This window comes from Kribbella sindirgiensis (assembly GCF_004331435.1).
In the GTDB taxonomy this organism is placed as follows: Bacteria; Actinomycetota; Actinomycetes; order Propionibacteriales; family Kribbellaceae; genus Kribbella; species Kribbella sindirgiensis.
Genome location: NZ_SJKA01000005.1, coordinates 481,494 through 504,490, shown reverse-complemented (window position 1 = coordinate 504,490; position 22,997 = coordinate 481,494). Strand labels below are relative to the sequence as shown.

The window sequence follows — 22,997 nt, the reverse complement described above, 5'->3', positions numbered from 1 at the left end:
GGCCATCGGATGACCGAGGCAACAAGGGAGACACCGCAATGACGACTCACGAACTGGCTGCGAGCGTGCTTCAGCTTGCCGTGCCCATGGCCGACCCCAATGTGCCGACGGGCGCGGACTTCAAGGACTGGGTCCTGGTCATCGCGGGGAACATCTTCATCGCGATCCTCGTGTTGCGTGCCATCGGCCACTACTTCAAGCGCGAGTGGGGCGAGCTGTTCGGCCACATCGCGGCCGGGGTCCTGGTCGGCGGGCTGATCTACGCCAACAACCAGACCATCAACGTGCTCAAGGGCTTCTGGGGATTGCTGTCCGGAGGTAATTGATGCGAGTCGGCCGCACCCTGACCCACCACTTCGAGATCGAGACCCGGCAGTACGACCTGCTCGGGATCGACCTCGGAGAAGGCGCCCGGCGCCGGATGATCATCTTCGGAGCGGTGATCATCGTGCTCTGGGTGGCGTTGCTGTTCCCGTTCATCGGCGTACCGAAGAAACCCACCGTCAGCCTGTACATCGTGCCGCCGTTCGTGATCACCGCGTTCGGCTGGCGCCCGGGCAAGTTCCACGAGCGTCGCCGCCGGGTGACCGAATGGGCGCTCGCCGTCCGGTACGCGTTGCGGGCGCACCGCCCGATCATCGGCCTCGGTGCGCGCGCCGCCGACAAGACGGAGTACCTGCCCTGGCGGGAGCGCATCTCGACCCGGAAGGTGGCCGATCTGGCCAAGGCCCGGGTCACGCCGGAGTGGGAACGTGAGGTCGTGGTCGAGCTCGACCCGATGGTCCGCGCGGGCGCGGACATCACCGTCAACCAGCGGGCCCGGCTGCTGGGTTCGGATCACGTACAACGGGTGAGTCGCAGGACGTCGTCAGGGAAGGGCCGCGAATGAAGATCGCTGACAAGCTCTTGAACCTGGTGGGGGTCGGCCGCGAGCGCGGCCTGCCGCCACCTCGTCTTGTGGCTATCGCCGACGGTCTGCTGGTGACCGAGCGCAGCGCCGAGGCGTGGTTCCTGATCTCGGTCGCGAACACCGACCTGGCCACCGAGGCCGAGCAGGACGCGGCCCTGGACGCCGCGGTCAGCGCGGCCGCGACGATCCTCGGCGACCGGCTCAGCCACCTGAAGGTGGTGTGGGGCCGCTCGACCGGTCAGGACTACATCGACTCGATGGCCGGCCACTACCGTCTCGGCGACCACGACGCGTGGGCGCAGACCCGGGCCGACCGGATCGACGAGATGCGGATGCCGGAGCGGTACGTCGCGCTCGGCGTACACCTGTCCGACCGCGACCCGCGGGCGACCGCGCAGGTCCGCGGCTCGATCAGCGACGCCCTCGGTACGACGTCCTGGCGGGTCAGCGCGCGCGAACTTGCGCACCTGGACGAGCGGGTGCGCAAGCTCGCTCGTCAGCTCGGCTCGACGGTCTGGCGGGCGCACACCGCGCCGGCTGAGGTGATCTCCTGGTTGATCAGCCGCGAGATGCACCGCGGTGCGGTCGCAGCGCCGCGACGCGGTCTGATCACCGGTGCCTCGCTGGCCCGGCTGACGTCCGGCCGTGTGGTGCCGTACACCGACCATCTGCGGATCTACGACACCCGTGGCCAGATCGCGGCGTACACGACTGTCCTCGCGATGACGGACTTCCCCGAAGAGCTCGAGACTCCGGGCGCGGGGGAGTGGCTGCGGACACTGTCGGAGATCAAGGCGATCGACGACGACGGCGAGGAGATCGACGTCACCGTCGAGGCCTCGGTCCGGTTCCGCGTCCTGACGAAGAAGACCGCGCGCCACCTGGTCGACGAGACCCGGAAGAGCGCGAAGGAACAGCGCCGTTCGGCCGCGAAGGGCACCGCGGAGGAGACCGCCGACGAGATCGTCGAGACCGAGCGCGTCATGCGTGAGGTCAAGCGCGACATCAACCGGAGCGGTCTGACACTGGTCGAGGACCACCCTCGGTTGCTGGTCAGCGCGGACACGCGTGAGGACCTCGAGGCGTACGTTGACGCGGTCATCGCGCACTACGCCGACCGTGGCATCACCGTTGCCGCTGGCGCGGACGAGCAGCGCGACCTGTGGCTGGAGTCCTTGCCGGGCGACCAGCTGCGCGTGCCGGACCTCGGACACGTACGTGAGTCGACCGCGTTCTTCGGGTCGTGGTTCTGGGGCGGTGCATCGATCGGTGACGCCACAGGCCCGGCCATCGGGTACCTGACGGGCTCCACACCCGGTCTGGTGCGCTTCGATGCCGCGGCTGGTTCTGCACTGGGTGACGCGACCACGACGCTGTTCCTCGGCCGTTCCGGTCGAGGCAAGACGACTGCCGCGATGCTGGGCGGTCTGGACTCCGCGTTCGCCGGTGCGTGGGTGCCGCTGCTGGACCTGAAGGGCGACGCCGCGGGCGTGTCCGCAGTCGCCGCCGAGTACGGCGTACCCACTGCTGTCATTGAGATCACGGCGCAGTTCTCCGGCGCTGCAGACCTCCTGCGGGTGCTGCCCGTTGACGACGCCCTACTGCAGGCCCCGTCGCAGCTGATGCTGCTGCTACCGCCTCATCTGCGTGGTGCGGCCGAGGCCCCGGTCATGGCCGCGACCCGCGCCGAGATCCAGTCACCCGACCCGTCGTCGTGGGGTGTCATCCAGCGGCTCTGCGCCTCCGAGTCGGAGACAGTGCGGACCGTCGGCTTCGCACTACGCGACCTGGTCGAGACAGGTCTCGGCTCCGTCGTCGCCGGCCCACCGTCCGGGCTGTCTTCGTTGACGACGAACCCAGGTCTCTGGGTCGTGCAGATGCCCGGCCTCACGCTGCCGTCCCCCGAGTCGGCTCCCGAGTCCTGGTCCCCGATCGAACGCGTCGGCATGGCCTGCCTCCGCGGCTGCCTGGCCTGGATGGTCCGTACGACGGGCCGCCGCGAGTTCCGCGGCCGTTCCAAGGTCGTCATCGTCCCCGAGGTCCACCTCCTGACGAAGACCCCCGACGGCGCGTCCTTCCTCGACTACATCGCCCGTGTCGGCCGCGCCCTCGGCGCCTCCCTGGTCCTCGACACCCAGGACCCCGCCTCGATCCTGAAACTCCCCGGCCTGGTCGAACAGATCACCACCCTGTTCGCCTTCAGCCTCCGCTCCCGCGAACAGGTCGACTCGCTCCTGGAACTCCTCGGCCGCCCCCAAACCGCCCCGTACCAAACCCTCGTCCGAGGCATCAACACCGCCGCCAACGGCAAATCCATCCGCCACGGCCACTGCATCATGCGAGACCGCTGGGACGAAGTAGCCACAGTCCAAATAGACATCCCCAGCCAACAGGTAGCCGCCCTCCTCCGAACCACCCCCGAATCCGAACACACGACCGCTACGGCCCGCGCGATTCCTGCGTACGAACCCGACGACCCCTTCGCGGACGAGGAAGAAGAGCTCCTCGAGCCGGCTTCATCAGCCCGGCTCCAGGACCACCGGACGTCGCCGCAAGACGCGCCGGTCATGCCGTCGGCCTCGAATGGCATCGCCCAGGGAACCCCAGCGGCACCGTCTGCCCCGGCGCCTCAGGTCAACCAGCCGCGCCCCACACCACCTGAGCCGGCTCCGACCTACACAGCCAACGCAAACTCCGCACCGCCTGCGCCGTCTCCTCAGACCGCGGGGATCGCCGACCAAAGGCCCGAGAGCACCGCAGACCCGTCGCGCCAGCCCTCCCCCCACGCAGACCGCGAGCCCGCTCCCGCCACACAACCGGCGCCTGGCTACTCAGCCACCGCAGAGCGAGCAAGCACAGAACCCGCAGTCCAGCCCTCCGCGACCCAAGAGGCGACGCCGCAACACGCGCCCTCTCAACCGTCCCAACCGGCACCCCCACCCGTGGCCCAACAAAACGGCCACCCGCCGATCCCGAACGGCCAAGACCCCTCCGAAGACCACAGCCACCCCCTGCGCTACGAGTCCCCGATTGGCCCAGACGAGGTCTACGACCAAGAAGCAGACGAGGCCGCCTACAACGAGGCGATGTACCCCGCCTACGGCGACGACGAGTCCCCGGACCCCGACCGCCCACCCACCAACAAAGAGCACGTCGCATGAGGTGGCGCCGCCGCCTCCGAACCGCGGCCACCGTCCTCTCCATCTCCCTGATCCTCACCTCCCAACTAGCCCTAGCCGCCGACCCCAACCAAGGCCCCACCAACCCGACCGGCTTCGGTGACCTTCTACCTACCCCTGACCTGACCCACGGCGACACGCGAACGCTTTTCGAGCAGTACAGCCCGACGGTCTATGGGCTGGACTACGAAACGAGCTTCCGCGATCCGATGGAGGCAGTGTTCAACGGCTACGCGCACATGGTCATGCTGTACATCATCGCAATCACCCGGGCAGCGATCTCTGTGGGCTGGTGGCTGTTCTCGTTCACAGACTTGAAGCCGTTGACCGACACCGCTTCGTCGGCCATCGGTTTGGTGAACACCCAACTGGCCGGATGGTTGCTGCCGTCCGCGTTGGCTTTCGGCGCCATTGCGGCGTATGCGCAACGGCGGGCCAGTGGCAGCTCGATGAGTCAGTTGGTGTGGGTCTTCGCCGCTGGGTTGTTGGCCACGAGTTTCGCTGTCGCGCCGGCGACCTGGCTACACGGCGTCGATGGCGCACGGCAGATTGGGTCCGATGCGGTTGTCGGAACGTCCACCGAGGTACTCGGCTCGACGACAAAGGTTCCGATCGAGTGGCCCGAACCTAGTTTTTCCGGCTCCAAGCGGGACACTTTGCTGCGAAAATCCGGCGACGCGACATGGCGAGCCTTCGCGGCGACCCCGTGGTGCATTGCTGAGTTCGGCTCCCTCCAGGCTTGTCAGCGCTATGGCAAGGCCATTCTCGACAAGGGCACCGACGGCGATGCCCGCAACAGCTACATCGACAAGGAGATCAGCAAGGCTGAGGGCGGCGGAGAGGCCCCAACAGTGAAGTGGGCGAAGGGCGACAATCCGTTCGGCCGCGTAGGCGTGCTGACTCTTGGTGCGATAGCGGCGACGCTGTTCGCGTTCCTGACGGTGTCACTTGCATTCACAGCCTTGATGGCATTCATCGGTTGTATGATCTTGCTGGTGGTCGGCGTCCTGTTCACCTGTCTGTGGGCTGTTCCCGGCCGGACCAGGCAATGGGGGATGAACTGGTTCGAGGCCCTACTCGGCCTGGTTCTGCAGTCGATTCTCGCGCTGCTGGTGTTCTCGACCACCTTGGCGCTGGTCACCGCGGTCTTCAGCCTGACCGACACGCTCGGATGGCTTCCTGTGAGTGGGCTCGCGATCGCGGTTCTCATCGCAGGGTTCCGGCTTCGGCGGCTCTTCGAGAGCATGAGTTCAATGATGCGACCAGGGATGGGAAGCCTGGTCATGGGAGGCCTCGCTCGTCGAGGAGCGATGGGCGCCGTCCGGCGTCTCATGGGCGTGGTCGGTAGCCGAGCTGCGAGCCCAACGGTCGGGGAGAAGAGCTCGAGAGGGTACGAGACGCAAGTCGAGCGAGCGTCATCCGTCCGAGTCTTCCGACAGGCGCCGGCGCTCGGGACGAACTATCGCATGGTGGCGGCACGACGGGCCCCGGCTCATGCGATGAGTTCTCCCGAACGACGAGCTATCGAGCAGGCAGGGACAAGTTCAACTCGGGCGGGTGCAGGCGGAGGTCAGGAGTCGAAGCTTTCACGTCTCAAGGACCACGCACAGACCTCCAATGGCGCGACATCGGTGACGGCCGGTGCTGCGACATCGGATGGCACATCCGGGCCTGCCGGTCGGCGTCGAGCAATCACAGTTGGCTTGTCGGGCACGCCGTCCGTTCGATCGGGTACAGCGAGCAGTGGATCGCAGTCGGGCGCGCCCGGCGGCGGATCTTCGAATGCCGAAGCCAGGCAGGCCAGGCACGCGAAGTCGACCAGAAAGGACAGTCGTCCCGCCTCGCACAGCAGATTTGAACCAAGAGCTCATACGCATTCGGCGAGCCTGCGCGACGGACCTCCCAAAGCAGTTCGCGATCGACGTAAGCCACCGTCGAGTTCGGGCAGGCGGTTCCGCGAGTATTCGAGCGTCACGAAGGACGGCGTGACGGTCATGGTGCCAATCCGCAGGTGATCGGACGATGAAGAGCGGCGGCGACTCCTCGCGGCGTGATCGCGATGACGATTCCGGCAGGGCCCGGCCCGATGAGCCGACGAACTGGCGCGACATGGTTCGGACGGACTACGACTATCCCGACGAGATTGACGAGCTGAGCCGGCGAGAACGTCGTCGGGCGAAGCGCACCTGGCGCCGTGACGATCAGGCACAACGGGTGGCTTGGCTCCGCCAGCAGCGACAAGCGGAGCCTACGAGCCCGGCGACGGTCATTGTCGCTGTTGTGATCCTCGCGATCGTCGTTCTCGGTCTCGGCGGCGGGCTGCCGCGTCTGCTGCGAGGAGATGAGCCTCCTGCCCGTGGCGATGTTGGAGTGCTGACTCCTTCTCAACCGCCCGACCAGGCGCAGTCTCCTGATGCACCACAGTCATCGACGTCGACTCCCTCAGGCCCAGCGACGTTGCAGAACTCCACTCCGCCGATCCTGACCGAGCGTCCGACGGCGGCTGCAACGACGGCCGCGACGAGTACGCTCAACGCTTGGGCACGGGTGTTCTACACGCGTGATCCGTCGAGGGAGACATATGCGAATCTCATCGACAAGACAGCTGCCTACATCACGTCTGAGCTCGGACAGAGCCTGCAGTCCGAAGGCGATTCGACCTACGACGCCCTGAAGTCCGATGGTGGGAAATCCACTGTGGCCTCCGTGAAGGTCGAGATGCCAAAGCCGGATTCAGCTCCGGTGGACACGCCGACGCGGATCAGCCGCCTGGTTTCCGTCACGATCGACGTCACGGGCAAGCGCCCCAACCGGATGGTGCTGCCGCTTCTGATCACTCTGGTACCCGAGGGAACCAGTTGGGTGATCAGCGACTTGAACGGCGGGACCGGTCCATGAGCGAACGGGGACTGTGATGTTCGTGGATCGCGGTGCAGGCGGTGTCCTCGGCTCGAGCGCGGGCAAACTCCTTGGCCTGAAGGCGCTTGGAGCAATGGCCGTAGTCGGATTGATGAGCTTTGTTCTGATCGTGCCCTTCGGTGCTGGAGGCGACCGGTTCCTTGCCAGTTGCCCGCCCGGAAGCGGTGATTCCCGGGTCGACGATCCGCCCGCGGATGCGCCGGTGCGAGCGAGGCAGGTCGCTTTCGCCAAGATCATCGACAGTGTCGCGGTGGCGCGTGGCCTTCCAGGCCGAGCGACCCTGGTCGCCCTGATGACGGCGCTGCAGGAATCGGGACTTGAGAATATCGACTACGGTGATCGTGATTCGGTCGGACTGTTTCAGCAGCGTCCTTCCGCAGGTTGGGGCACGGTCCAGCAGATTCTGGATCCGTCCTACGCTGCCGAGGCGTTCTTCGGTGGGCCGAATCCACCGAGCCCTCCAGGTCTGGTCGACATCGATGACTGGCCATCGATGTCATTCACCGAGGCTGCCCAGGCCGTTCAAGTCTCGGCCTTCCCCGATGCCTACGCGCGACATGAACGCACGGCGCGGCAGATCGCAGCGGAGGCAGGTATCGATCTCGAGCGGGCCGGCGATCCTTATGCGGGACGTTCCGGACCGAAACCCACCGTCGGCCCATCGCAGCCGACCGACATCGACAACAGCTGTGGCGCCGGAGGTGGCCTGATCGAAGGCCGTCCCATCAACGGCGTCTGGCCCCCGCAAACTGCAAGCGTCACAGATCCGACGGGCACAGGCGGGCTCGTCACCCCACGCACTGCTGCTTGGGTCGCGCAGGCTCGTGCTGCGCTGGCCAATCCGCCGATGAGCTGCTGGGACGCCCACGTCTGGAACCCGACGAGTGACCATCCGAAGGGGAAAGCCTGTGACGTCTTTGTCGGCGGGGACTCGCGCCGATCCGCGCCGGCAAGAGCGAAGGGGGATCGCATTGCGAACTGGGCGATTCAGACGGCGGGAACGACTGGGGTGCACTACCTCATCTGGTACGGGAAGATATGGAGTGCTCGCACCGGGCAGTGGACGCCGTACAACGGCGGCGGTGTTTACGATCCGAGTGACGCGACCGGTGGCCACTACGATCACGTTCACGTGTCCCTCTACTGATTCCAACTGCTGAGGCGGTACATGAACAACTCGCAGAACCGGGACGACCGTCCCGATGATGGCTCGCCAGAGCGTGGTTCTCGCGACTCGGCATCGAGTACACCGGGCGGGGACAATGCCGTGCCGCAGCTTCCATTCAACGGTCTGCATGGGCAGGACCAGCGTGGGATCGGCGGGCCTGCCGCATCGGGTGCAGTTGGTGGTTCTGGCATGTTCGCTGCTGAGTTCGTCGCGATGCTGCTCTGGGCTGCTGCGAGCTTCGTCATCATCTATTGGCTGTCGGGAACATTCGACTGGAACCCGGTCGTTGTCGTCGGCGCATGGCTCGTCACGGGGCTCGTCGTGTTCTGGCCGGGGTCGGACGGCCTGATCGCACGCTTCCTGCTCGGACTACGGCGTCCGACTATGGTGGAGAACCAGCGCCTCGCTCCCATCTGGTACGCCGTCGCGCAGAGGTCCGGAGTCGACCCGAGCAGGTTCACGGTGTGGATTCAACGGGCCGAAACCCCAACCGGTCCGGCGACCGGCGGTAACACGGTCTCGGTGACGAGTTGGGCGCTCTACACCTTGCCTCCGAGTCACTTGGAGGCGGCACTCGCTCATGACTTCTCAGTGCGTCGTCACGGCCACCTATGGCTCAGTCGCGTACTGCACTGGTATTCGGTTCCGGCGCGACTCGTCGGCTTCGTGGTCTGGCAACTGCTCAAGCTGAGCCGGACGATCCCGGCAGTCGGATGCACCATCATCGGGTTTCTCCTCGTCGCCTATCTGGGCTTGATCTTCGGCGCATTGATCTTCTACGACAGCCTTGCCGTGCCGTTGGCGTTTCTCGCGCCACTCTTCTCTCCATTGCTGTTCATCGGAGCGAACAAACTGGCCGAGCGGATGGCCGATCACGCGACGGCTGACCTTGGCTACGGCCGCAAATTCCTCGAGGTCCTCTACGGATGGCAAGCCCAGCACGAGGGCGGGCAGCGTCGAGGCGGCTTCGCGCAGCCCGACTGGCTCACAGGCCAGCCGTCGGTGGCAGAACGTATCAGTGCTCTTGAGGTATATCTGCAGCGCCGATGAGTTGCGATGGGCCTCGTGGAATGGGCAATGCGGCCGTCTTCTTGTTCTTCATGGTCAGTTTCCAGGGCGCGACAGGTTGGCCATTGTGGAGACTGCGCCCTGAGTTAGGACCTGGTGGAGCGTGAGGGCTCTCAAGGCGACGCTGAGATCAAGCGGGTGGGGGCTTCGGTTTCTCCGTGGGGGAGGGGAGGTCCGGGAGGTCGTAGAGGGTTCGGTCGGTGGTGGCGTCGGTCTAGGTGCGTAGGTCGAGGCGGTCGAAGGTTTCGGAGAGGCGGGTCAGGCCGGACCAGGGTTGGGCGTCGGCTACTGAGGCGGGGCCGTAGGTGGTGAGGTAGCGGAGGATCATCGCCTCCACAGTCGCGGTCGAGTCGTCGGTGGGTGTTGGGGAGCCAGAGGTTCGCGGTCGTGAGGGTTGGTTGGCCAGACTTGGTCCGGAGTCCTCTGGGCGGGTTTTGGATGGTGGGGAGGAGACAGCGGACCGCGTGCGCTAGGGGCGGCGGGGTCTCGGTCGGGGTAGGGCGGAGCCAGGTGGTCGCGGAGTTGGGCGGCGATGGCTGGGCTTTCGGTCATGCGGGCGATGCCGGCAGCGAGGACGGCGTCCATGTCCAGGCCTTCCAGGCGGTGCCGGCCGAAGGTCTGGTTCTGGTAGACCTCGCGTTCCAGCCGGGGCTGGATGAGCGGGCGGAACGCGAGGAAGTCACGGCTGGAGACCAGGTGGATGGTTGCCCGCATCATCGATCCGCGGACCGCGTGGCGAGTTTCCAGGGGGTGGGAAGTTCGTGAGCCGGGTCCAGAGGCCGACGTACGGCGCTTGCGGGGCTTGGGTCTGCATGCCGACGAGGTGTTCGATCGCCTCCAGGGTGGTCGCGTCGTGGCGTTCGAGGAGCCGCTGGCGGTCCAGGGTGACGCGGTTCAGGGCCTGCAGGCTCAGCTTGATCATGGCGGATCCTCTCCGATCGGCGGATCCAACAGTAGGCAGAGAATCGGCCAGTTCCGGTCCGCTACTCCACGGCGTCGAGGAGTTCCAGCCGGCTGGCCAGCGCGGTGCGGCGACCTCCAGCCGGCGAGTGTGGCATGTCCGGATACGGCGGCAGCCACTCCGAGGGATCCACGGTCGGCAGCAGGCCGCCGAGACGCACGCCGGATGACAGTGAGGTGCGTACGGCGCTCGGAAGCATCGCGCTGATCGTCTCCCCGGTGCCCTCGAGCTACCGGCGTACGGCGCCTGCCGTCAGCATTCCGGCGCGACTGGTGTGGTCTGGCCGCCGTCTCGATCGACGAGCACCGGTACTGCTTCGCCGATGCGGAGTTGGGTCGTGGCTTGCTGGGTCATGGCGATCTGGCCGGTGTCGCCAAGGGTGCTTTGCCAGGTGATGTCCCATTGCGCGACCGCTGCTACTGGGTACTTGCAGTTCGGTAGCTTCCGCGAGGTCTTCACGTACCGGTGCCCGCAGGTAGGCGAGGTCTTCACGCCCATCGACTTGTTGTAAGGAGTCCCCGGGCCCTCGCATCGAACCGTCTTGCCGTCGCCCATAGACCAGTTGATGGCCTTCACGTGAGCCGTCACGGTCACAGTCAACCCCGGCACGCGCGCACTTCGAACGATCGGGCCCCAGGTGTTCTCGGTCTTCGTCACCCACAACCAGACCGGCATGTTCACCAGGCCGATCTGACCGGGTGCCGGTGCCGTCTTGATGAGCGGCGGAGCCAGCTGCATCTCCCCAATTGCCTGATAGGCCAACGTCACTGGGTCGACCGCCTCGGTGTCGGGCCTACCAGGCAACCAGATCCACCGCGTCACGAACCGTATGCCCTGCTCGCGAATACAAGACCAGATGGCGCCGTCAGTGTGCCCCTGCCAGGAGGGGTCACTCCTCGGGGGGCTGCGGGGAGAGACGCTGCAGGTAGCACTGTTGGCTGTTCGACCAATTGCCCGGATCGGACGTGCAGGAGCGTGCGGCACCGCCGTCGAAGCAGGCCCGCTCCGGCCTCCGGGCCGTCGACTTGGCGGGCTTCTTCCCTGGCGTCTTCTCGCCCTGCGGGATCTCGATCGTAGAACGAGGAGCCCAGTAGCATCGGCCGTTCGGCAGGCACAGCGGAATGTAGTCGCCGTTAGGCTTTGGCGGCAGCTTCTTGCCTTCAGTCGCTGTTGCCGCGAAGGCAACAGTTGTCAGAGTCGTGCTGATGAGGAGGCCGGCGAATAGCCGGAGGACGAGCCTCAGCATTCGCCCGTGTCCTGCTGATCGACAAGGAACCACATCTCCTTGGTCTGCCCGTCCGGAGGCGTGAAGACCAGTTTTGCTTGTACCTTGCTTCGCCCGCTCGTCCCGGGCCCGAGAGGCACGGGCTTACGTGTCGCTAGGTATCGGAGTGTGACCTTGGTCGAGTTCAGGCACGCGCTGAGATTCACCTCGGGTTGCTCACCTGTGGTTTCGACCGACGTGGCGGTCATCGACTCCACGTGGACTTTGCCGTCTTGGTACCAGCCGCGCTGCTGGTTGAACTCGACGTTGCCCCACACCTGAATGAGCCAATTCCCGCCTGCACCGGCCTTCAGCAGTTCGGCGCGACTCGCGGCAGGAGGGTTGTTGAGCGCCTTGTCGATGGCGGCCCATGCCACAACGTAGCGCCTTGGCAGCCGCGACGGCAGCCTGCTCCGCCGTGGTCCGGGATGGCGTGGATGGCGCCGTAGCTGTCGGGCTTGTGGTCGGAGAGGTCGTGGTGGGGGTTGTGTTGGGCCGGCCGGCTTCGGGGGAGTCGTTGCAGGCGGTCAGCAGGGTGAGGCTGCTGAGCGTGGCGACGGCGGCGAGTAGCGGTCGGCGGGGCATGTGGTGGGGCTCCGTTCTTGTGTGCTGTTGGTGTAAGGGTGGCATACGGAGAGTGTTCGGCGGGGTGGGTTGTCCACAGGTTGCAGGTTGCTGCAGCGACGCGGTCCTGAACGGGCGGACAGGCAGCCGCGGCTGAATCCGAGCGTGGGGAGTCACGCGTCGAAAACATGGATCGCTGACTGGTGGCGGCTCGATTTGGGCAGGGCAGGGCAGGACGAAAAGCGGCGCGGAAGGGCGTTGGCGCAGAAGACCGGCGTAGGCAGGTTGTCCCGTCACGCAGGCTGGGCGTCGTGCCCGGCTCGTCCCGCGCCCAGCCTGCGAATGGCAGGGAGGGGATCGTCTCCGGCAGTTTCAGCGGTCGAAGCCGGCGACTATCGAGAGCACATCGGCTGGGTCGAGCGGCCTGGGATCGTCGCGCCACAGGGCTAGGACGTCGTCGTCCTCGCTCTCGTCGAATCGCCCGAGTCCGCCGTCGATCAGACGGCGCGCCTCGGCTGGACCGATCTCCTCGTAGGTGAAGTCTCGTTCCATGTAGTAGTCGTTGCGGAGGGCATAGTTGTCGTGGAACTTGCCTGTGTTCGCGACATAGCCGTACATGTTCTCGTTCGCGAGAGCAGCGACCCAGCGCGGCTCGCCCTGTTCCTTCACCAGAAAGAGTCTCATCGCATCATCCCGCCGTTCCTCCTGGTCATTGATTGCCCCACCGCTCGGCGCGAATCGACTTGGGAGTCCTGCCGACCGGGCGGTGGTGTATGCGCCCTCGAATCACTGTAGTTCTTGACCGTGACATCTTTTCCGCCCAATGCCGTCAACCCCTCGATTCCCGCGGGCGGCGAGAGCGTAGCCGAGAGGTCCACGCACTTCTGACGGGCGACATCGCGATCGTGGGTAGCTGCCCGTAGGCTGCGCTCGATCTCGTACCAAGGCGTCGTCAGCTCCTTGATCCTTGCCGAGGCCGCAGAGTGGAACTGAATCTCGACCCGAGCTCCGCCAGGCGCAGCCAGGTAGGCGTGGAGGCCCTTGTAGCGCGATCCGTCGGTGTATGAGTGCATCGCGTACACGACCCGCCAGCCGCGATCGGTCAGCTGGTCAACCGTGCCGCGCGCGGAGTCGACGAGGTCGTCCGGGGAGGCGGCCTGGACGGTGTACCGCAGAAGATCGTCCAGCGGTACGCGCCTGTGCTTGACCGCAGAGTCGCGAATCTTGCGGGCCAGCGACTCGGGGGACTTGACTCGGCGGGCGAGTTGGTACGGCGAGGCGGCGTCGGGGAGTGAGGCCAGGAAGTCGGCGGTGATCCGGGGCTCGATGGCGACGGCTTCTTCGAGGAGGCGGAGGCTCTTGCGGGTTGCCTTGGCGCCGTGGAGTCTGGCGATCTCTGCAGCAGAGAGCGGGTGATCGCCCCAGTCGAGCGGGCCGCCGATTGAGAAGGCACGGTGCAAGGTGGACGGCTCGGGTGGGCGGTCCGAAGCGGGTGGCATCTGTACTCCCCAGATCACGTCGGTCCTTCGACCGTAGGCGGGCGGGGAGGAGCGGTGGGGTGGGTTTCGAGATCTGTGGATAACTGCCGGCGCACGTCAGCGACTCTTTATCGAGTGACAGGTTTTCCCTTGCCCGGTGCGAATCTGGTGACGATCTGCTTCCCAGCGGGTACTCCGTGGAATTAGGGTTCCACGGACCGTAGTGGTTGCGTTACGCAACCTGGATGTGGGAGGGAACGGATGAGGAAACGCCGTCAGGCGCTCGTGGCCGTCACCGCAGGGCTGGCCACTGTCTCGCTCGGGTTGTCGTTCACCAGCGCCGCGGGGGCCGCGCCGGAAGCAGCGACGGCCAACCCGAACGGGCTGAAGCTGATCAAGACCAAGACGTCGCTGCTCGGCAAGCACTACTGGTATCAGCAGACCTTCAAGGGGCTGCCGGTGATCGACGGGTACTACGCCAAGCATGTGGCCAAGGACGGCGCGGTGCAGATCGCGGACGGGCGGGACGCCGTACCGGCGAACCTGGATGTCAGCGCAACACTGGCCGCGGCCTCCGCGACGCAGAAGGCCAACGCCGCGGTCACCGCGCGCGCGAACCGTGCCCGGATCGCCGGGCCGGACAAGAATGTCCTCACGCAGCCGGGCGCGACCAGTGGCGCCGCGCAACTCGCGGTGATCGGCGGGCCGAACGCGCGTCTGGTCTGGAACGTCACCAGCCGCTCGGCCGAGGGTGTCAGCCGTTCGCTCGTCGACGCGGACACCGGCTCGGTCGTCGAGTCGAAGGTGATCAGCGACAACGTCGACGGCCGCGGTTCGGTGTTCGACCCGAACCCGGTGGTCAGTGAGCAGAACGAGAAGCTGACCGACCAGAACGACAAGAACCAGGACGCGTTGTTCCTGGCGCAGAAGAATGTGATCCTGCGCAATCTGGACGGCTCCGGCAAGCTCAACGGCACGTACGTGAACATCGCCGAGGCCAAGGGCGGGCTGGCCCAGAGCAAGACGAACACCTTCGTCTACCAGCGCCAGAACGACAAGTTCGAGCAGGTGATGGTGTATTACCACATCAACCAGACGCAGGAGTACATCCACCAGCTCGGGTTCACCGAGGTCAACAACGAGTCGCAGGACTTCTCGGTCGACACGTTCTCCGGGGACAACTCGTTCTACGACCCGTCGACCGACATGATCACGGTCGGCGAGGGCGGGGTCGACGACGCCGAGGACGCCGAGGTGATCTGGCACGAGTACGGGCACGCGATCCAGGACGACGTGGTGCCGAACTTCGGCGAGTCGGAGGAGGCCGGCGCGATCGGCGAGGGCTTCGGCGACTACTGGGCCGTGACGATGTCGGTGCCGGTGAGCAAGGGGTTCGAGCTGCCGTGCGTGATGGACTGGGACGCGACGTCGTACACGACCGACGAGCCGCACTGCCTGCGCCGGACGGACACCGGCAAGACCACCGACGACAAGACCGGTGAGGTGCACGACGACGGCGAGATCTGGTCGAACGCGCTCTGGGACATCCACCAGGCGCTCGGCCGGACCAAGGCCAACAAGCTGATCCTCGAGTCGACGTTCTTCTACGACCCGGACACGTCGTTCGCCGCCGCGGCCCAGGACACCGTCCAGGCTGCACGGCTGCTGTACGGAAAGCCGGCCGCCGCGACGGTCGCGAAGGCCTTCCAGGACCGCAAGATCCTCCCGTAACAACCCCAGCAACAACACCAGGTCGTGCGCCCACGGCTACTGTGGGCGCATGACCTGGCGTACGGCGGACATTCCCGACCTCACCGGACGGCTCGCGCTCGTGACGGGCGCGACCAGTGGACTCGGGTACGAGACCGCGCTCGAACTGCTCAGACACGGCGCGGATGTGCTGGTCGCTGCCCGGAATCCGGAGAAGGCTGCGCAGGCGGCCGAGACCCTGACGCAGAAGGCCGGACGGGCGCCGACGGTCCTCGAGTTGGACCTGGCTGATCTCGCGAGTGTTCAGCGGGCGGCCGAGGAGGTCGTCAAGTCGTACGACAAGCTGGATTTGCTGATCAACAACGCCGGCGTGATGGCGCCGCCGTACCGGCAGACGCTCGACGGGTTCGAGTTGCAGCTCGGCACCAACCATCTGGGTCACTTCGCGCTGACCGGGCGGTTGTTGCCGCTGCTGGTCAAGGGCAGCCGGGTGGTCACGGTCAGCTCGTTCATGCACAGGACCGTTCGCGGCCTCGGTGAGGACGACCTGCGCCGGCCGGCGGGCAGCTACCGGAAGTGGGAGTCGTACGGGAAGTCGAAGCTCGCCAATCTGCTCTTCATGCTGGAACTCGACCGTCGTGCCCGTGCCGCCGGGGTCGATCTGCTGAGTGTCGGGGCGCACCCCGGGTACGCGTCGACCCACCTGCAGGCAGCCGGCCCCGAGCTCGCCGGGCGTGCCCTCCAGGCGCAGTTGTGGGCCGCTGCGACGCGGGTGGTCGCTCAGTCCGCGGCGGCGGGCGCGTGGCCGAGTCTGTACGCCGCGACGTACCCGGATCTGCGTCCTGGATCGTTCGTCGGCCCGAGCTTCTTCGAGTATCGCGGTACGCCGAAGGTGGTCCTGCCGAGCCGCGCCGCCCAGGACCCCGAGCTGGCGGAGCGTCTCTGGGCCTGGTCGGTCGAGGCAACCGGGGTCGATCCGGTACTCACCGTGCTGAAGTAGTGACATAGCGGGAACTTTCTGGTTACCCTCCGGTAATTCCAGTTGCGGAGGTTCTCCAGTGCGCAAGTTCGCGGCCGCCCTTGCAGTCGTCCTGACCCTGATCGCCGTGTCCCTGATCGCGAGGGGTCCGCGCGCGGACGCGAGCCAGAGCGCGCCGGGTTTCAGTACGTCGTACCAGCGCATCCCCGGCGCAGGCGGGATCGAGATCGGTGCGGTCGTTCTCACGCCGACCGGGCAGGGCGACGGGCCGTTCCCGCTCGTGGTGATGCCGTCCAGCTGGGGTGTGCCGAACGTCGAGTACATCGGTCAGGGCGCGAAGCTGGCCACCGCCGGGTTCCAGGTGATCTCGTACTCGAGTCGCGGCTTCTGGGACACCGGCGGCGGTATCGACATCGCCGGCCCGCCGACCGTCGCCGACGTCAGCAAGGTGATCGACTGGGCGGACGCGCACACGCCCGCGGACACCAGCCGGGTCGGCGCGGTCGGGATCTCGTACGGCGCCGGTACGTCGCTGCTCGCCGCGGCGAAGGACCCGCGGATCAAGGCGGTCGGGGCGATGAGCGGCTGGGCGGACCTGATCCGGTCGCTGGATCCGAACGGTACGGTCGCGCTCCAGGCCGTCGCCGGGCTGCTTGCCCTGGGCAACGTCACCGGCCGGCCGGGCCCGGAGATGGCGTCGCTGCAGACGAAATTCGTCACCGGGGACTTCGACGGTGCGATCGCGGAGGCGCAGCAACTGTCGCCCGTGCGGTCGGCGGCGACGATGGTAGACCAAATCAACGCGCGCAAGCCGGCGGTCTTTCTGGCGAACGCGTTCGAGGACTCGATCTTCCCGCCGTCGCAGTACACGGACTTCTTCACCGCCCTGACCGGGCCGAAGCGGCTCCTGCTGGCGCACGGCGATCACGCCACACCGGAGGCGAGTGGAGCGGTTGGTCTACCAAATGAGACGTGGGATGAGCTGGCCGGCTGGTTGCGGCATTACCTCACCGGCGTGGACAACGGCGCCGACACGGAGGCGCCCGTGCAGCTGAAATCCCAGCGCGGCACGTGGCGCGGGTATGCGAACTGGGCAGCAGCCGGCCAGGCGCGTACGTCGTACTTGACCAAGGCCGGTGCGTTGCAGGCGAACGCGTCGACCGGATGGAGCCGGGCGATCGGCGCTGGTATACCAACCATTGCCGACAGTGGCGCCGCGCTCGTATCGGGCGCTCTGCAAGGGCTCCTGTCGATCCCGACCGGGGTCGCGACGCCGCTCGTGTCCAGGTCGTTCGCAGGCGTCTGGTCCGGTCCGGCGTTCGATCGTGCGACTGTGGTCAACGGGTCGCCGGCGATGCATCTCACCGTGAAGCCGTCGGCGGCGAGTACGTCGCTGTTCGCCTACCTGTACGACGTCGACGCGCTCGGCGTCGGCTCGTTGATCTCGCACAAGCCGTACACGCTGCGCGGGGCGACGCCGGGTCAGGCGATCCCGCTGGACGTCCGGCTGGAGGCGACGAGCTGGGAGGTGCCGGCCGGGCATCATCTCGTGCTGGTGGTGGACACGGTCGATCCGCGGTACCTCGGGCGGAGCGTGGTCGGGTCGACGGTGACCTTCAGCTCGCCGGCGGGCGACCCGTCGTGGGTCAGCGTTCCGGTGGCCGCGTGAACCTCAGCCGCCGGGGCTTCCTCGGCTTCACCGCTGCCCTCGTCCCGCTGCACCAGTCCGCGACCCGCGAGGCCCCGGAACGTCTCGACCACGCGGGGACCGGAGGCCGGGGAGCACGCGACGAGCCGGGCGGCACGTTGTACCTCGGGAGGTACGGCGACGGGATCGGCATCGCGACGTACGACGCCGGCGGCAAGATCACCGGGACCGGAACGATCAATGGTATACCGGACCCGTCCTTCGTGATCCGGGACGGCAGCTTCCTGTACGTCGTGAACGAGCAGGACGCCGGCGCGGTGACGGCGATCGACATCTCCGGGACGCCGAAGGTCCTGAATCGCCAACTCACCAAGGGATCCGGGCCATGCCACCTGGTGAAGGTCGGCGACCACCTGCTCAGTGCGAACTACGGATCCGGCGACATCGCGGTCCATCCGATCGCCGCGGATGGGAGCCTGGGGCAACAAACCGACCTGGTCCGGCACGAAGGGTCCGCACCGCACGCGCATCAGGTGGTGCACGCCGGTGAGTACGTGCTGGCCGTCGACCTCGGCACCGACTCGATCTACACCTACACGCTCGCCGACGGGAAGCTCACCCTTCAGCATCAGGCCAATGTGAAGGCCGGCGCCGGGCCGCGGCATTTGGTATTCCATCCGTCCGGCAACTACGCCTACGTCGCCGACGAACTCGACAGCACCGTGACGATCTGCGGCTACGCGAACGGAGTACTCACGGTGCTCGACACGGTCCCGACCGGAGCGGGGGAGAATTACCCGGGCGAGGTGGTGATCTCCGCCGACGGCCGCTTCGTCTACGTGACCAACCGCGGCCACAACAGTGTCTCGATCTTCCGCACCAACGGGGCGGGACTCGAGCTGGTCGGTACACCGAGCTGTGGCGGGGACTGGCCGCGGCATGCCACGTTCGACCCGACCGGCCGGCTGCTGTTCGTCGCCAACCAGAAGTCGAACAACGTCGTCACGTTTTTGGTAGACCAAACGGCCGGCACGCTGACGCAGGCGAGTGAGTTCAGCACTCCGACCCCGGTCTGCGTGAATGTTTGATCGTGCGCGAGCTCTTGCGCTTTTGCCCAGGTGCGGAAAGTCAACGAGCAGATTGTCGACAATGCGAACGGCGACGGTAGCGGCGTCCCAGATCCCGGCCCGGGCACACCGGGGGCCGACGGCATCCACTTCTACCCGCTGGACGGGTCCGGCGAAGATGCCGTCGGCAACAACGACGCGACGCTCCGGCAAGGCGCGGTCTACGGGCCCGGCAAGACCGGCGAGGGCCTCGTGCTGAACGGAGCCGGCCAGTACGCCGACGCCGGCGCGGCGCTGCTCGACACCAGCAAGTACTACACCGCCGGCGCGTGGGTGAAGCTGAACAAGGCCGACGGCTCGTTCCAGACGTTCGTCAGCCAGGACGGCGATCGCGACAGCGCGTTCTTCCTGCAGTACTCCGGCCAGGACCAGCGGTTCGCGATGAGCTTCCCGGGGATCCAGGCGCTCTCGCCGACGAAGCCGAACCCTGGGCAGTGGTACCACGTCACCGGCGTCCGCGATGTCGTGAAGGGCGAGCTGAGGCTGTACGTCGACGGTCAGCTCGTCGCCGCCAAGTCCGCCTGCACGCTGGATTCGAGCTCGACCGGCACCACGGTGATCGGCCGGGCGAAGTTCGGCGGCAACCAGGTCGACTTCCTGGACGGGACGATCGATGAGGTGCACCTGCACGACCGGGCCCTGACCGACGCGGAGGTGCAAGCCCTGTACGAATCCGGCCGTTGAGGACAAGACCTGGTTCGAGATGCGCAGAAGCCGCCGAGCCACGATCCTGGTAGGTAACCGACCAGCGGAGGTGAAGGCGATGGCCGCACCAAGCCACCTCCTCGCCCCCAGCACCACGGCCCGCTTCCGGCCGCCACGGTTCGGGCTCGGCGGCTCCCATCTCGGCAACCCAGAGCCAGCAGACAACACAGCAGACAACACAGCAGACCAAAAAGCAGACGAGACCGCAGTCGCGACAGTCGACGCGGCGTACCAAGCCGGCATCAGGTTCTTCGACACGTCCCCGGCGTACGGCGACTCCGAGCGACGACTTGGTACGGCGCTGCAGCGGCGGCCACGGGGTGAGTTCCTGGTGTCGACGAAGGTGGTCGGCGACGACCCGGAGGGCTCGATCCGGGCGAGCAGCGAACGGCTCGGTCTCGCCGTGGATCTGGTGTTCGCGCAGGACGACGCGGCGTACCCGGTGCTCGATCGGCTGCGGCGCGACGGCGTGATCAAAGCACTGGGAGCAGTCTCGGACGACTGGCGCGAACTCGATCGACTGGTGCGCGACGTCGAACTGGACTGCGTGCTGCTCACCACGCACTACGAGCTGCTCGACCAGTCGGCCAAACCGTTGCTGGATCGCTGCGTCGCGCGGGGAGTGTCCGTGGTCGTGTCCGGCGTACTCACCCCGCAGGTGCTGCACGTGGAAACCATCCAGGCGCGCAGGCTCTTCGCGGTGTGCGAGCGGTACGGCGTCTCGCTGCCGCAGGCCGCGCTCGCCTTCCCCAGCAGGCATTCCGCGGTCACCTCGGTGCTGATCGCGGCGTCGTCACCCGCGGAGATCCGGGCCGACGCCGCCCTCGTCCGGCAGCCGGTGCCGGAGCGGCTCTGGAAGGATCCGGAGTTGCTGCGTTTGCTATCGTGAGAGGAGGAGTTCGCAGTTCAGCGGGCTCCCCGGACGAGCGGTGCCGTACCCGGTCGGAGAAGACGACGCCTAGCCCCTCAGGGAGGGGGTCGTCCCATGCATGCGATCGATGTCGTCGAAATCGTTGGCGCGCTCACCATTCTGGTGGCGTTCGCGGCCGCCCAGGCAGGAAAGCTGCAGCAGCGCACGATCACGTACCAGCTCCTGAACCTGCTCGGATCGGGGGTGCTGGCAACGATCGCGGCCGTGCAGCAATCCTGGGGCTTCCTGCTGCTGGAGGGCAGCTGGGCCGTCATCAGCCTGCTCGGCCTGCTGAACCTGCTACGACGCGAAAAAGCCGACTAGAACTTGTCGCCCGGGTTGGTCGCCGTACCTGGTGATCCGGTCGGCGCGATCGTCGGGATGCCGGTGCTCGGTGTGCTCGGCGTCGACGGGCCGGTCGTGGGGCTGGCGGAGCCGCTGCCGGTCCCGGGCGGCGGTGTGGTCGGTGTGACCGTGACCGTCGTGGTCCCGCTCGGCGTCGGGATGACCGGCTCCGGCTCCAGCGGCGCGGCGTGCCGGAACAGCAGCCACGCGAGGAACACCGCGAGCGCCATGATCACGGCCATCGTCAGCAACGCGAGCCCCAGCGCCCACCGCGATGCCGGGCGCAGCGCGTTCGGCCACGGCAGCGGCCAGATCCGGAACAGACCGGGACGCCGGCGGTTCTCCCAGTAGTGCCGGAAATCCGGCCCGCGGAGCTTCCCCGGCTGCGGGATCCGGTCCATCAGGACCGCGGACAGGATCTCCTCGCCGCGGCGTTCCGCGATCAGCCGCTCGTCGGACGCCGCGCTGGAGCCGTCGTCGGACCGGATCGGCCCGACCGCGACCCAGAGCGCGAGATCGTCGTCGTCGGAGTCGTTGTGCGCGAGTACGACGTCCTCGGGCAGCTCGTCGACCGCGTTCACGAAGCGCTCGCGGGCGGCGGCGTCGTCGGCCGACCCCTCGGTCATCATCGCGACGATCGCGTCCCGGCCGTCCTCGGAGCTGGCGGCGTACAGGTAGCCGGCCGCGTTCGCGCCGAGCCGGCCGCGGAGCCAGAACTCGCCGACCCGCGGCGGATCCTCCGGCAGCAGCGGGAGGGCGTCCGGAATCTCCAGCGCAGGCCGGTCCTCCGGCTGCACCTTCGGCTGGGATTCGGTCGCAGTCATCACCCCAATCCCACCACATCCCCGGTAGCACTGTCGCGACAGCTGTCCGGGGGCCCGGTATTTGGAGCGGCGGGGGAGGATAGGACGGGGCTCCGGGAGCGCTGGCCCCGGTGATCTGATGGAATGGCCGGTGTTGCGAAGTGGGGAACGACGGTGAATGACAAGGTCCGCGTGCGGGCCCCGGAAGGACAGGCATGACCGAAACCACGGTGCCGGCAGGAACGGTGACCCAGCAGTCCCGGCTGATCGGCGAGGCCCTTGGCGAGGTCAAGCGGGTGATCGTCGGCCAGGAGCACATGGTCGAGACCCTGATGGTGTCGCTGCTGGCCAAGGGTCACTGTCTGCTCGAGGGCGTTCCGGGGGTCGCCAAGACGTTGGCCGTCCGGACGTTCGCCAGCGTGGTCGGCGGCACGTTCGCCCGGATCCAGTTCACCCCGGACCTGGTCCCGTCCGACATCGTCGGCACCCGGATCTACCGGCAGACCCGCGAGGCGTTCGACATCGAGCTCGGCCCGACGTTCGTGAACTTCGTGCTGGCCGACGAGGTCAACCGCGCGCCGGCCAAGGTGCAGTCCGCGATGCTGGAGCTGATGGCCGAGCGGCAGGTGTCGATCGGCGGCCAGACGTTCCCGATGCCGAAGCCGTTCATCGTGATCGCGACCCAGAACCCGATCGAGTCCGAGGGCGTGTACCCGCTGCCCGAGGCGCAGCGGGACCGGTTCCTGGTGAAGATCGACGTACCGCATCCGCGCGGTCACGAGGAGTTCGAGATCCTCCGCCGGATGAGCGTCGACCCGCCGGAGCCGCGGCAGGTGCTGAAGCCGGAGACGATCATGGAGCTCCAGCGGTCCGCGGAGCAGGTCTTCGTCCACAACCTGGTCGCGGAGTACGCCGTCCGCCTGGTGATGGCGACCCGGACGCCGACCGACTTCCACCTGCCCGACCTGGAGCCGATCATCGAGCTCGGTGTCAGCCCGCGCGCGACCCTCGGCCTGATCGCCGCCGGCCGGGCGCTGGCGCTGATCCACGGCCGGGACTACCTGCTGCCGAGCGACATCCAGACCGTCGCGCTGGACGTGATGGGGCACCGGCTCGGCCTGACCTTCGACGCGGTCGCGGACAACATCGACCCGCGCGCGGTGATCGAGCGGATCCTGGCCACCGTCCCGCCGCCGCAGCCGGTCTGGCGCGACGGCACCGACGGCACCGGCCGCCCGGAGTTTGTGTAGTGCCCAACC

25 protein-coding genes and 1 riboswitch are annotated in these 22,997 nt (G+C 67.0%); of the genes, 15 read left to right on the top strand and 10 right to left on the bottom strand.

The genetic code is table 11. The annotated features are described in order from the left end of the window. Positions 1-38 precede the first annotated feature (38 nt). From E0H50_RS17400 to E0H50_RS17370, 7 genes are read left to right on the top strand one after another with little or no spacing between them, the layout of a single operon-like run. A complete protein-coding gene (locus E0H50_RS17400; protein ID WP_130380595.1) occupies positions 39-326 on the top strand; it encodes a hypothetical protein in 288 nt (95 codons plus the stop codon). Next, positions 326-889 (top strand): hypothetical protein, encoded by a 564-nt coding sequence (locus tag E0H50_RS17395; RefSeq protein WP_131289419.1) that lies wholly within the window; start codon positions 326-328, stop codon positions 887-889. The genes E0H50_RS17400 and E0H50_RS17395 overlap by 1 nt, the downstream gene beginning before the upstream one ends. Further along, complete coding sequence (locus E0H50_RS17390; RefSeq protein WP_131289417.1) at positions 886-4,071, top strand: ATP-binding protein; 3,186 nt, start codon at positions 886-888, stop codon at positions 4,069-4,071. The genes E0H50_RS17395 and E0H50_RS17390 overlap by 4 nt, the downstream gene beginning before the upstream one ends. Next, positions 4,068-6,104, top strand: coding sequence for a hypothetical protein (locus E0H50_RS17385; protein WP_131289415.1), 2,037 nt, complete (start codon positions 4,068-4,070; stop codon positions 6,102-6,104). Before E0H50_RS17390 ends, E0H50_RS17385 begins: the two co-directional genes overlap by 4 nt. Before the next feature lie 7 nt (positions 6,105-6,111). Beyond that, on the top strand, positions 6,112-6,987 hold the full coding sequence (locus tag E0H50_RS17380; RefSeq protein ID WP_131289413.1) for a hypothetical protein: 876 nt from the start codon (positions 6,112-6,114) through the stop codon (positions 6,985-6,987). 16 nt (positions 6,988-7,003) lie between these two features. Beyond that, positions 7,004-8,155 (top strand): VldE C-terminal domain-containing protein, encoded by a 1,152-nt coding sequence (locus E0H50_RS17375; RefSeq protein WP_131289411.1) that lies wholly within the window; start codon positions 7,004-7,006, stop codon positions 8,153-8,155. A gap of 21 nt (positions 8,156-8,176) precedes the next feature. Then, a complete protein-coding gene (locus tag E0H50_RS17370; RefSeq protein ID WP_131289409.1) occupies positions 8,177-9,226 on the top strand; it encodes a M48 family metalloprotease in 1,050 nt (349 codons plus the stop codon). Between the two features lie 232 nt (positions 9,227-9,458). Here the strand turns inward: E0H50_RS17370 and E0H50_RS44215 are convergent, their stop codons facing one another. From E0H50_RS44215 to E0H50_RS17325, 9 genes are all read right to left on the bottom strand, one after another. After that, on the bottom strand, positions 9,459-9,650 hold the full coding sequence (locus tag E0H50_RS44215) for a DNA glycosylase AlkZ-like family protein (protein WP_165547180.1): 192 nt from the start codon (positions 9,648-9,650) through the stop codon (positions 9,459-9,461). Further along, positions 9,569-9,958: a DNA glycosylase AlkZ-like family protein gene (locus E0H50_RS44520; RefSeq protein WP_420323248.1), complete on the bottom strand. Its 390-nt coding sequence runs from the start codon at positions 9,956-9,958 to the stop codon at positions 9,569-9,571. Before E0H50_RS44520 ends, E0H50_RS44215 begins: the two co-directional genes overlap by 82 nt. Beyond that, positions 9,924-10,166, bottom strand: coding sequence for a hypothetical protein (locus E0H50_RS17355; protein ID WP_131289403.1), 243 nt, complete (start codon positions 10,164-10,166; stop codon positions 9,924-9,926). The genes E0H50_RS44520 and E0H50_RS17355 overlap by 35 nt, the downstream gene beginning before the upstream one ends. Positions 10,167-10,227: 61 nt before the next feature. Beyond that, a complete protein-coding gene (locus E0H50_RS43440) occupies positions 10,228-10,404 on the bottom strand; it encodes a hypothetical protein (RefSeq protein ID WP_202868181.1) in 177 nt (58 codons plus the stop codon). A gap of 53 nt (positions 10,405-10,457) precedes the next feature. Then, a complete protein-coding gene (locus E0H50_RS17345) occupies positions 10,458-11,027 on the bottom strand; it encodes an ATP/GTP-binding protein (RefSeq protein WP_131289400.1) in 570 nt (189 codons plus the stop codon). Between the two features lie 67 nt (positions 11,028-11,094). After that, positions 11,095-11,451 carry a hypothetical protein gene (locus tag E0H50_RS17340; RefSeq protein WP_131289397.1) on the bottom strand — a complete coding sequence of 119 codons (357 nt, stop codon included), beginning with the start codon at positions 11,449-11,451 and terminating at the stop codon, positions 11,095-11,097. Further along, positions 11,445-11,846 carry a hypothetical protein gene (locus E0H50_RS17335; protein ID WP_131289395.1) on the bottom strand — a complete coding sequence of 134 codons (402 nt, stop codon included), beginning with the start codon at positions 11,844-11,846 and terminating at the stop codon, positions 11,445-11,447. Before E0H50_RS17335 ends, E0H50_RS17340 begins: the two co-directional genes overlap by 7 nt. A 559-nt stretch (positions 11,847-12,405) precedes the next feature. Then, positions 12,406-12,717 carry a hypothetical protein gene (locus E0H50_RS17330; protein WP_131289393.1) on the bottom strand — a complete coding sequence of 104 codons (312 nt, stop codon included), beginning with the start codon at positions 12,715-12,717 and terminating at the stop codon, positions 12,406-12,408. Further along, positions 12,714-13,550: a hypothetical protein gene (locus E0H50_RS17325; protein ID WP_131289391.1), complete on the bottom strand. Its 837-nt coding sequence runs from the start codon at positions 13,548-13,550 to the stop codon at positions 12,714-12,716. The genes E0H50_RS17330 and E0H50_RS17325 overlap by 4 nt, the downstream gene beginning before the upstream one ends. 222 nt (positions 13,551-13,772) lie before the next feature. On the opposite strand from E0H50_RS17325, the gene E0H50_RS17320 reads away from it, so the two are divergent. From E0H50_RS17320 to E0H50_RS17290, 7 genes are all read left to right on the top strand, one after another. After that, positions 13,773-15,242 (top strand): M36 family metallopeptidase, encoded by a 1,470-nt coding sequence (locus E0H50_RS17320; protein ID WP_131289389.1) that lies wholly within the window; start codon positions 13,773-13,775, stop codon positions 15,240-15,242. Positions 15,243-15,291: 49 nt separating this feature from the next. Next, positions 15,292-16,221, top strand: a complete 930-nt coding sequence (locus E0H50_RS17315; protein ID WP_131289387.1) for an oxidoreductase — start codon at positions 15,292-15,294, stop codon at positions 16,219-16,221. Between the two features lie 58 nt (positions 16,222-16,279). After that, a complete protein-coding gene (locus tag E0H50_RS17310) occupies positions 16,280-17,869 on the top strand; it encodes a CocE/NonD family hydrolase (RefSeq protein ID WP_131289386.1) in 1,590 nt (529 codons plus the stop codon). Then, a complete protein-coding gene (locus E0H50_RS17305) occupies positions 17,866-18,936 on the top strand; it encodes a lactonase family protein (protein ID WP_238151022.1) in 1,071 nt (356 codons plus the stop codon). The genes E0H50_RS17310 and E0H50_RS17305 overlap by 4 nt, the downstream gene beginning before the upstream one ends. Before the next feature lie 30 nt (positions 18,937-18,966). After that, entirely contained in the window at positions 18,967-19,659 is a 693-nt protein-coding gene (locus E0H50_RS17300; protein ID WP_131289384.1) for a LamG domain-containing protein, read from the top strand. A 79-nt stretch (positions 19,660-19,738) separates the two neighbouring features. Then, positions 19,739-20,569 carry an aldo/keto reductase gene (locus E0H50_RS17295; protein ID WP_165547166.1) on the top strand — a complete coding sequence of 277 codons (831 nt, stop codon included), beginning with the start codon at positions 19,739-19,741 and terminating at the stop codon, positions 20,567-20,569. Between the two features lie 3 nt (positions 20,570-20,572). After that, a riboswitch (guanidine-III (ykkC-III) riboswitch) is annotated at positions 20,573-20,641 on the top strand. Positions 20,642-20,665: 24 nt separating this feature from the next. Then, positions 20,666-20,914: a CBU_0592 family membrane protein gene (locus tag E0H50_RS17290; RefSeq protein ID WP_131289380.1), complete on the top strand. Its 249-nt coding sequence runs from the start codon at positions 20,666-20,668 to the stop codon at positions 20,912-20,914. On the opposite strand, the gene E0H50_RS17285 is transcribed toward E0H50_RS17290, so the two are convergent. Further along, positions 20,911-21,759 carry a hypothetical protein gene (locus tag E0H50_RS17285; RefSeq protein WP_131289378.1) on the bottom strand — a complete coding sequence of 283 codons (849 nt, stop codon included), beginning with the start codon at positions 21,757-21,759 and terminating at the stop codon, positions 20,911-20,913. The two genes, E0H50_RS17290 and E0H50_RS17285, sit on opposite strands and share 4 nt — an antisense overlap. Before the next feature lie 194 nt (positions 21,760-21,953). Here E0H50_RS17285 and E0H50_RS17280 point away from each other — a divergent pair, with 194 nt between their 5' ends. Next, positions 21,954-22,988, top strand: coding sequence for an AAA family ATPase (locus E0H50_RS17280; RefSeq protein ID WP_131289376.1), 1,035 nt, complete (start codon positions 21,954-21,956; stop codon positions 22,986-22,988). Positions 22,989-22,997: the final 9 nt, after the last annotated feature.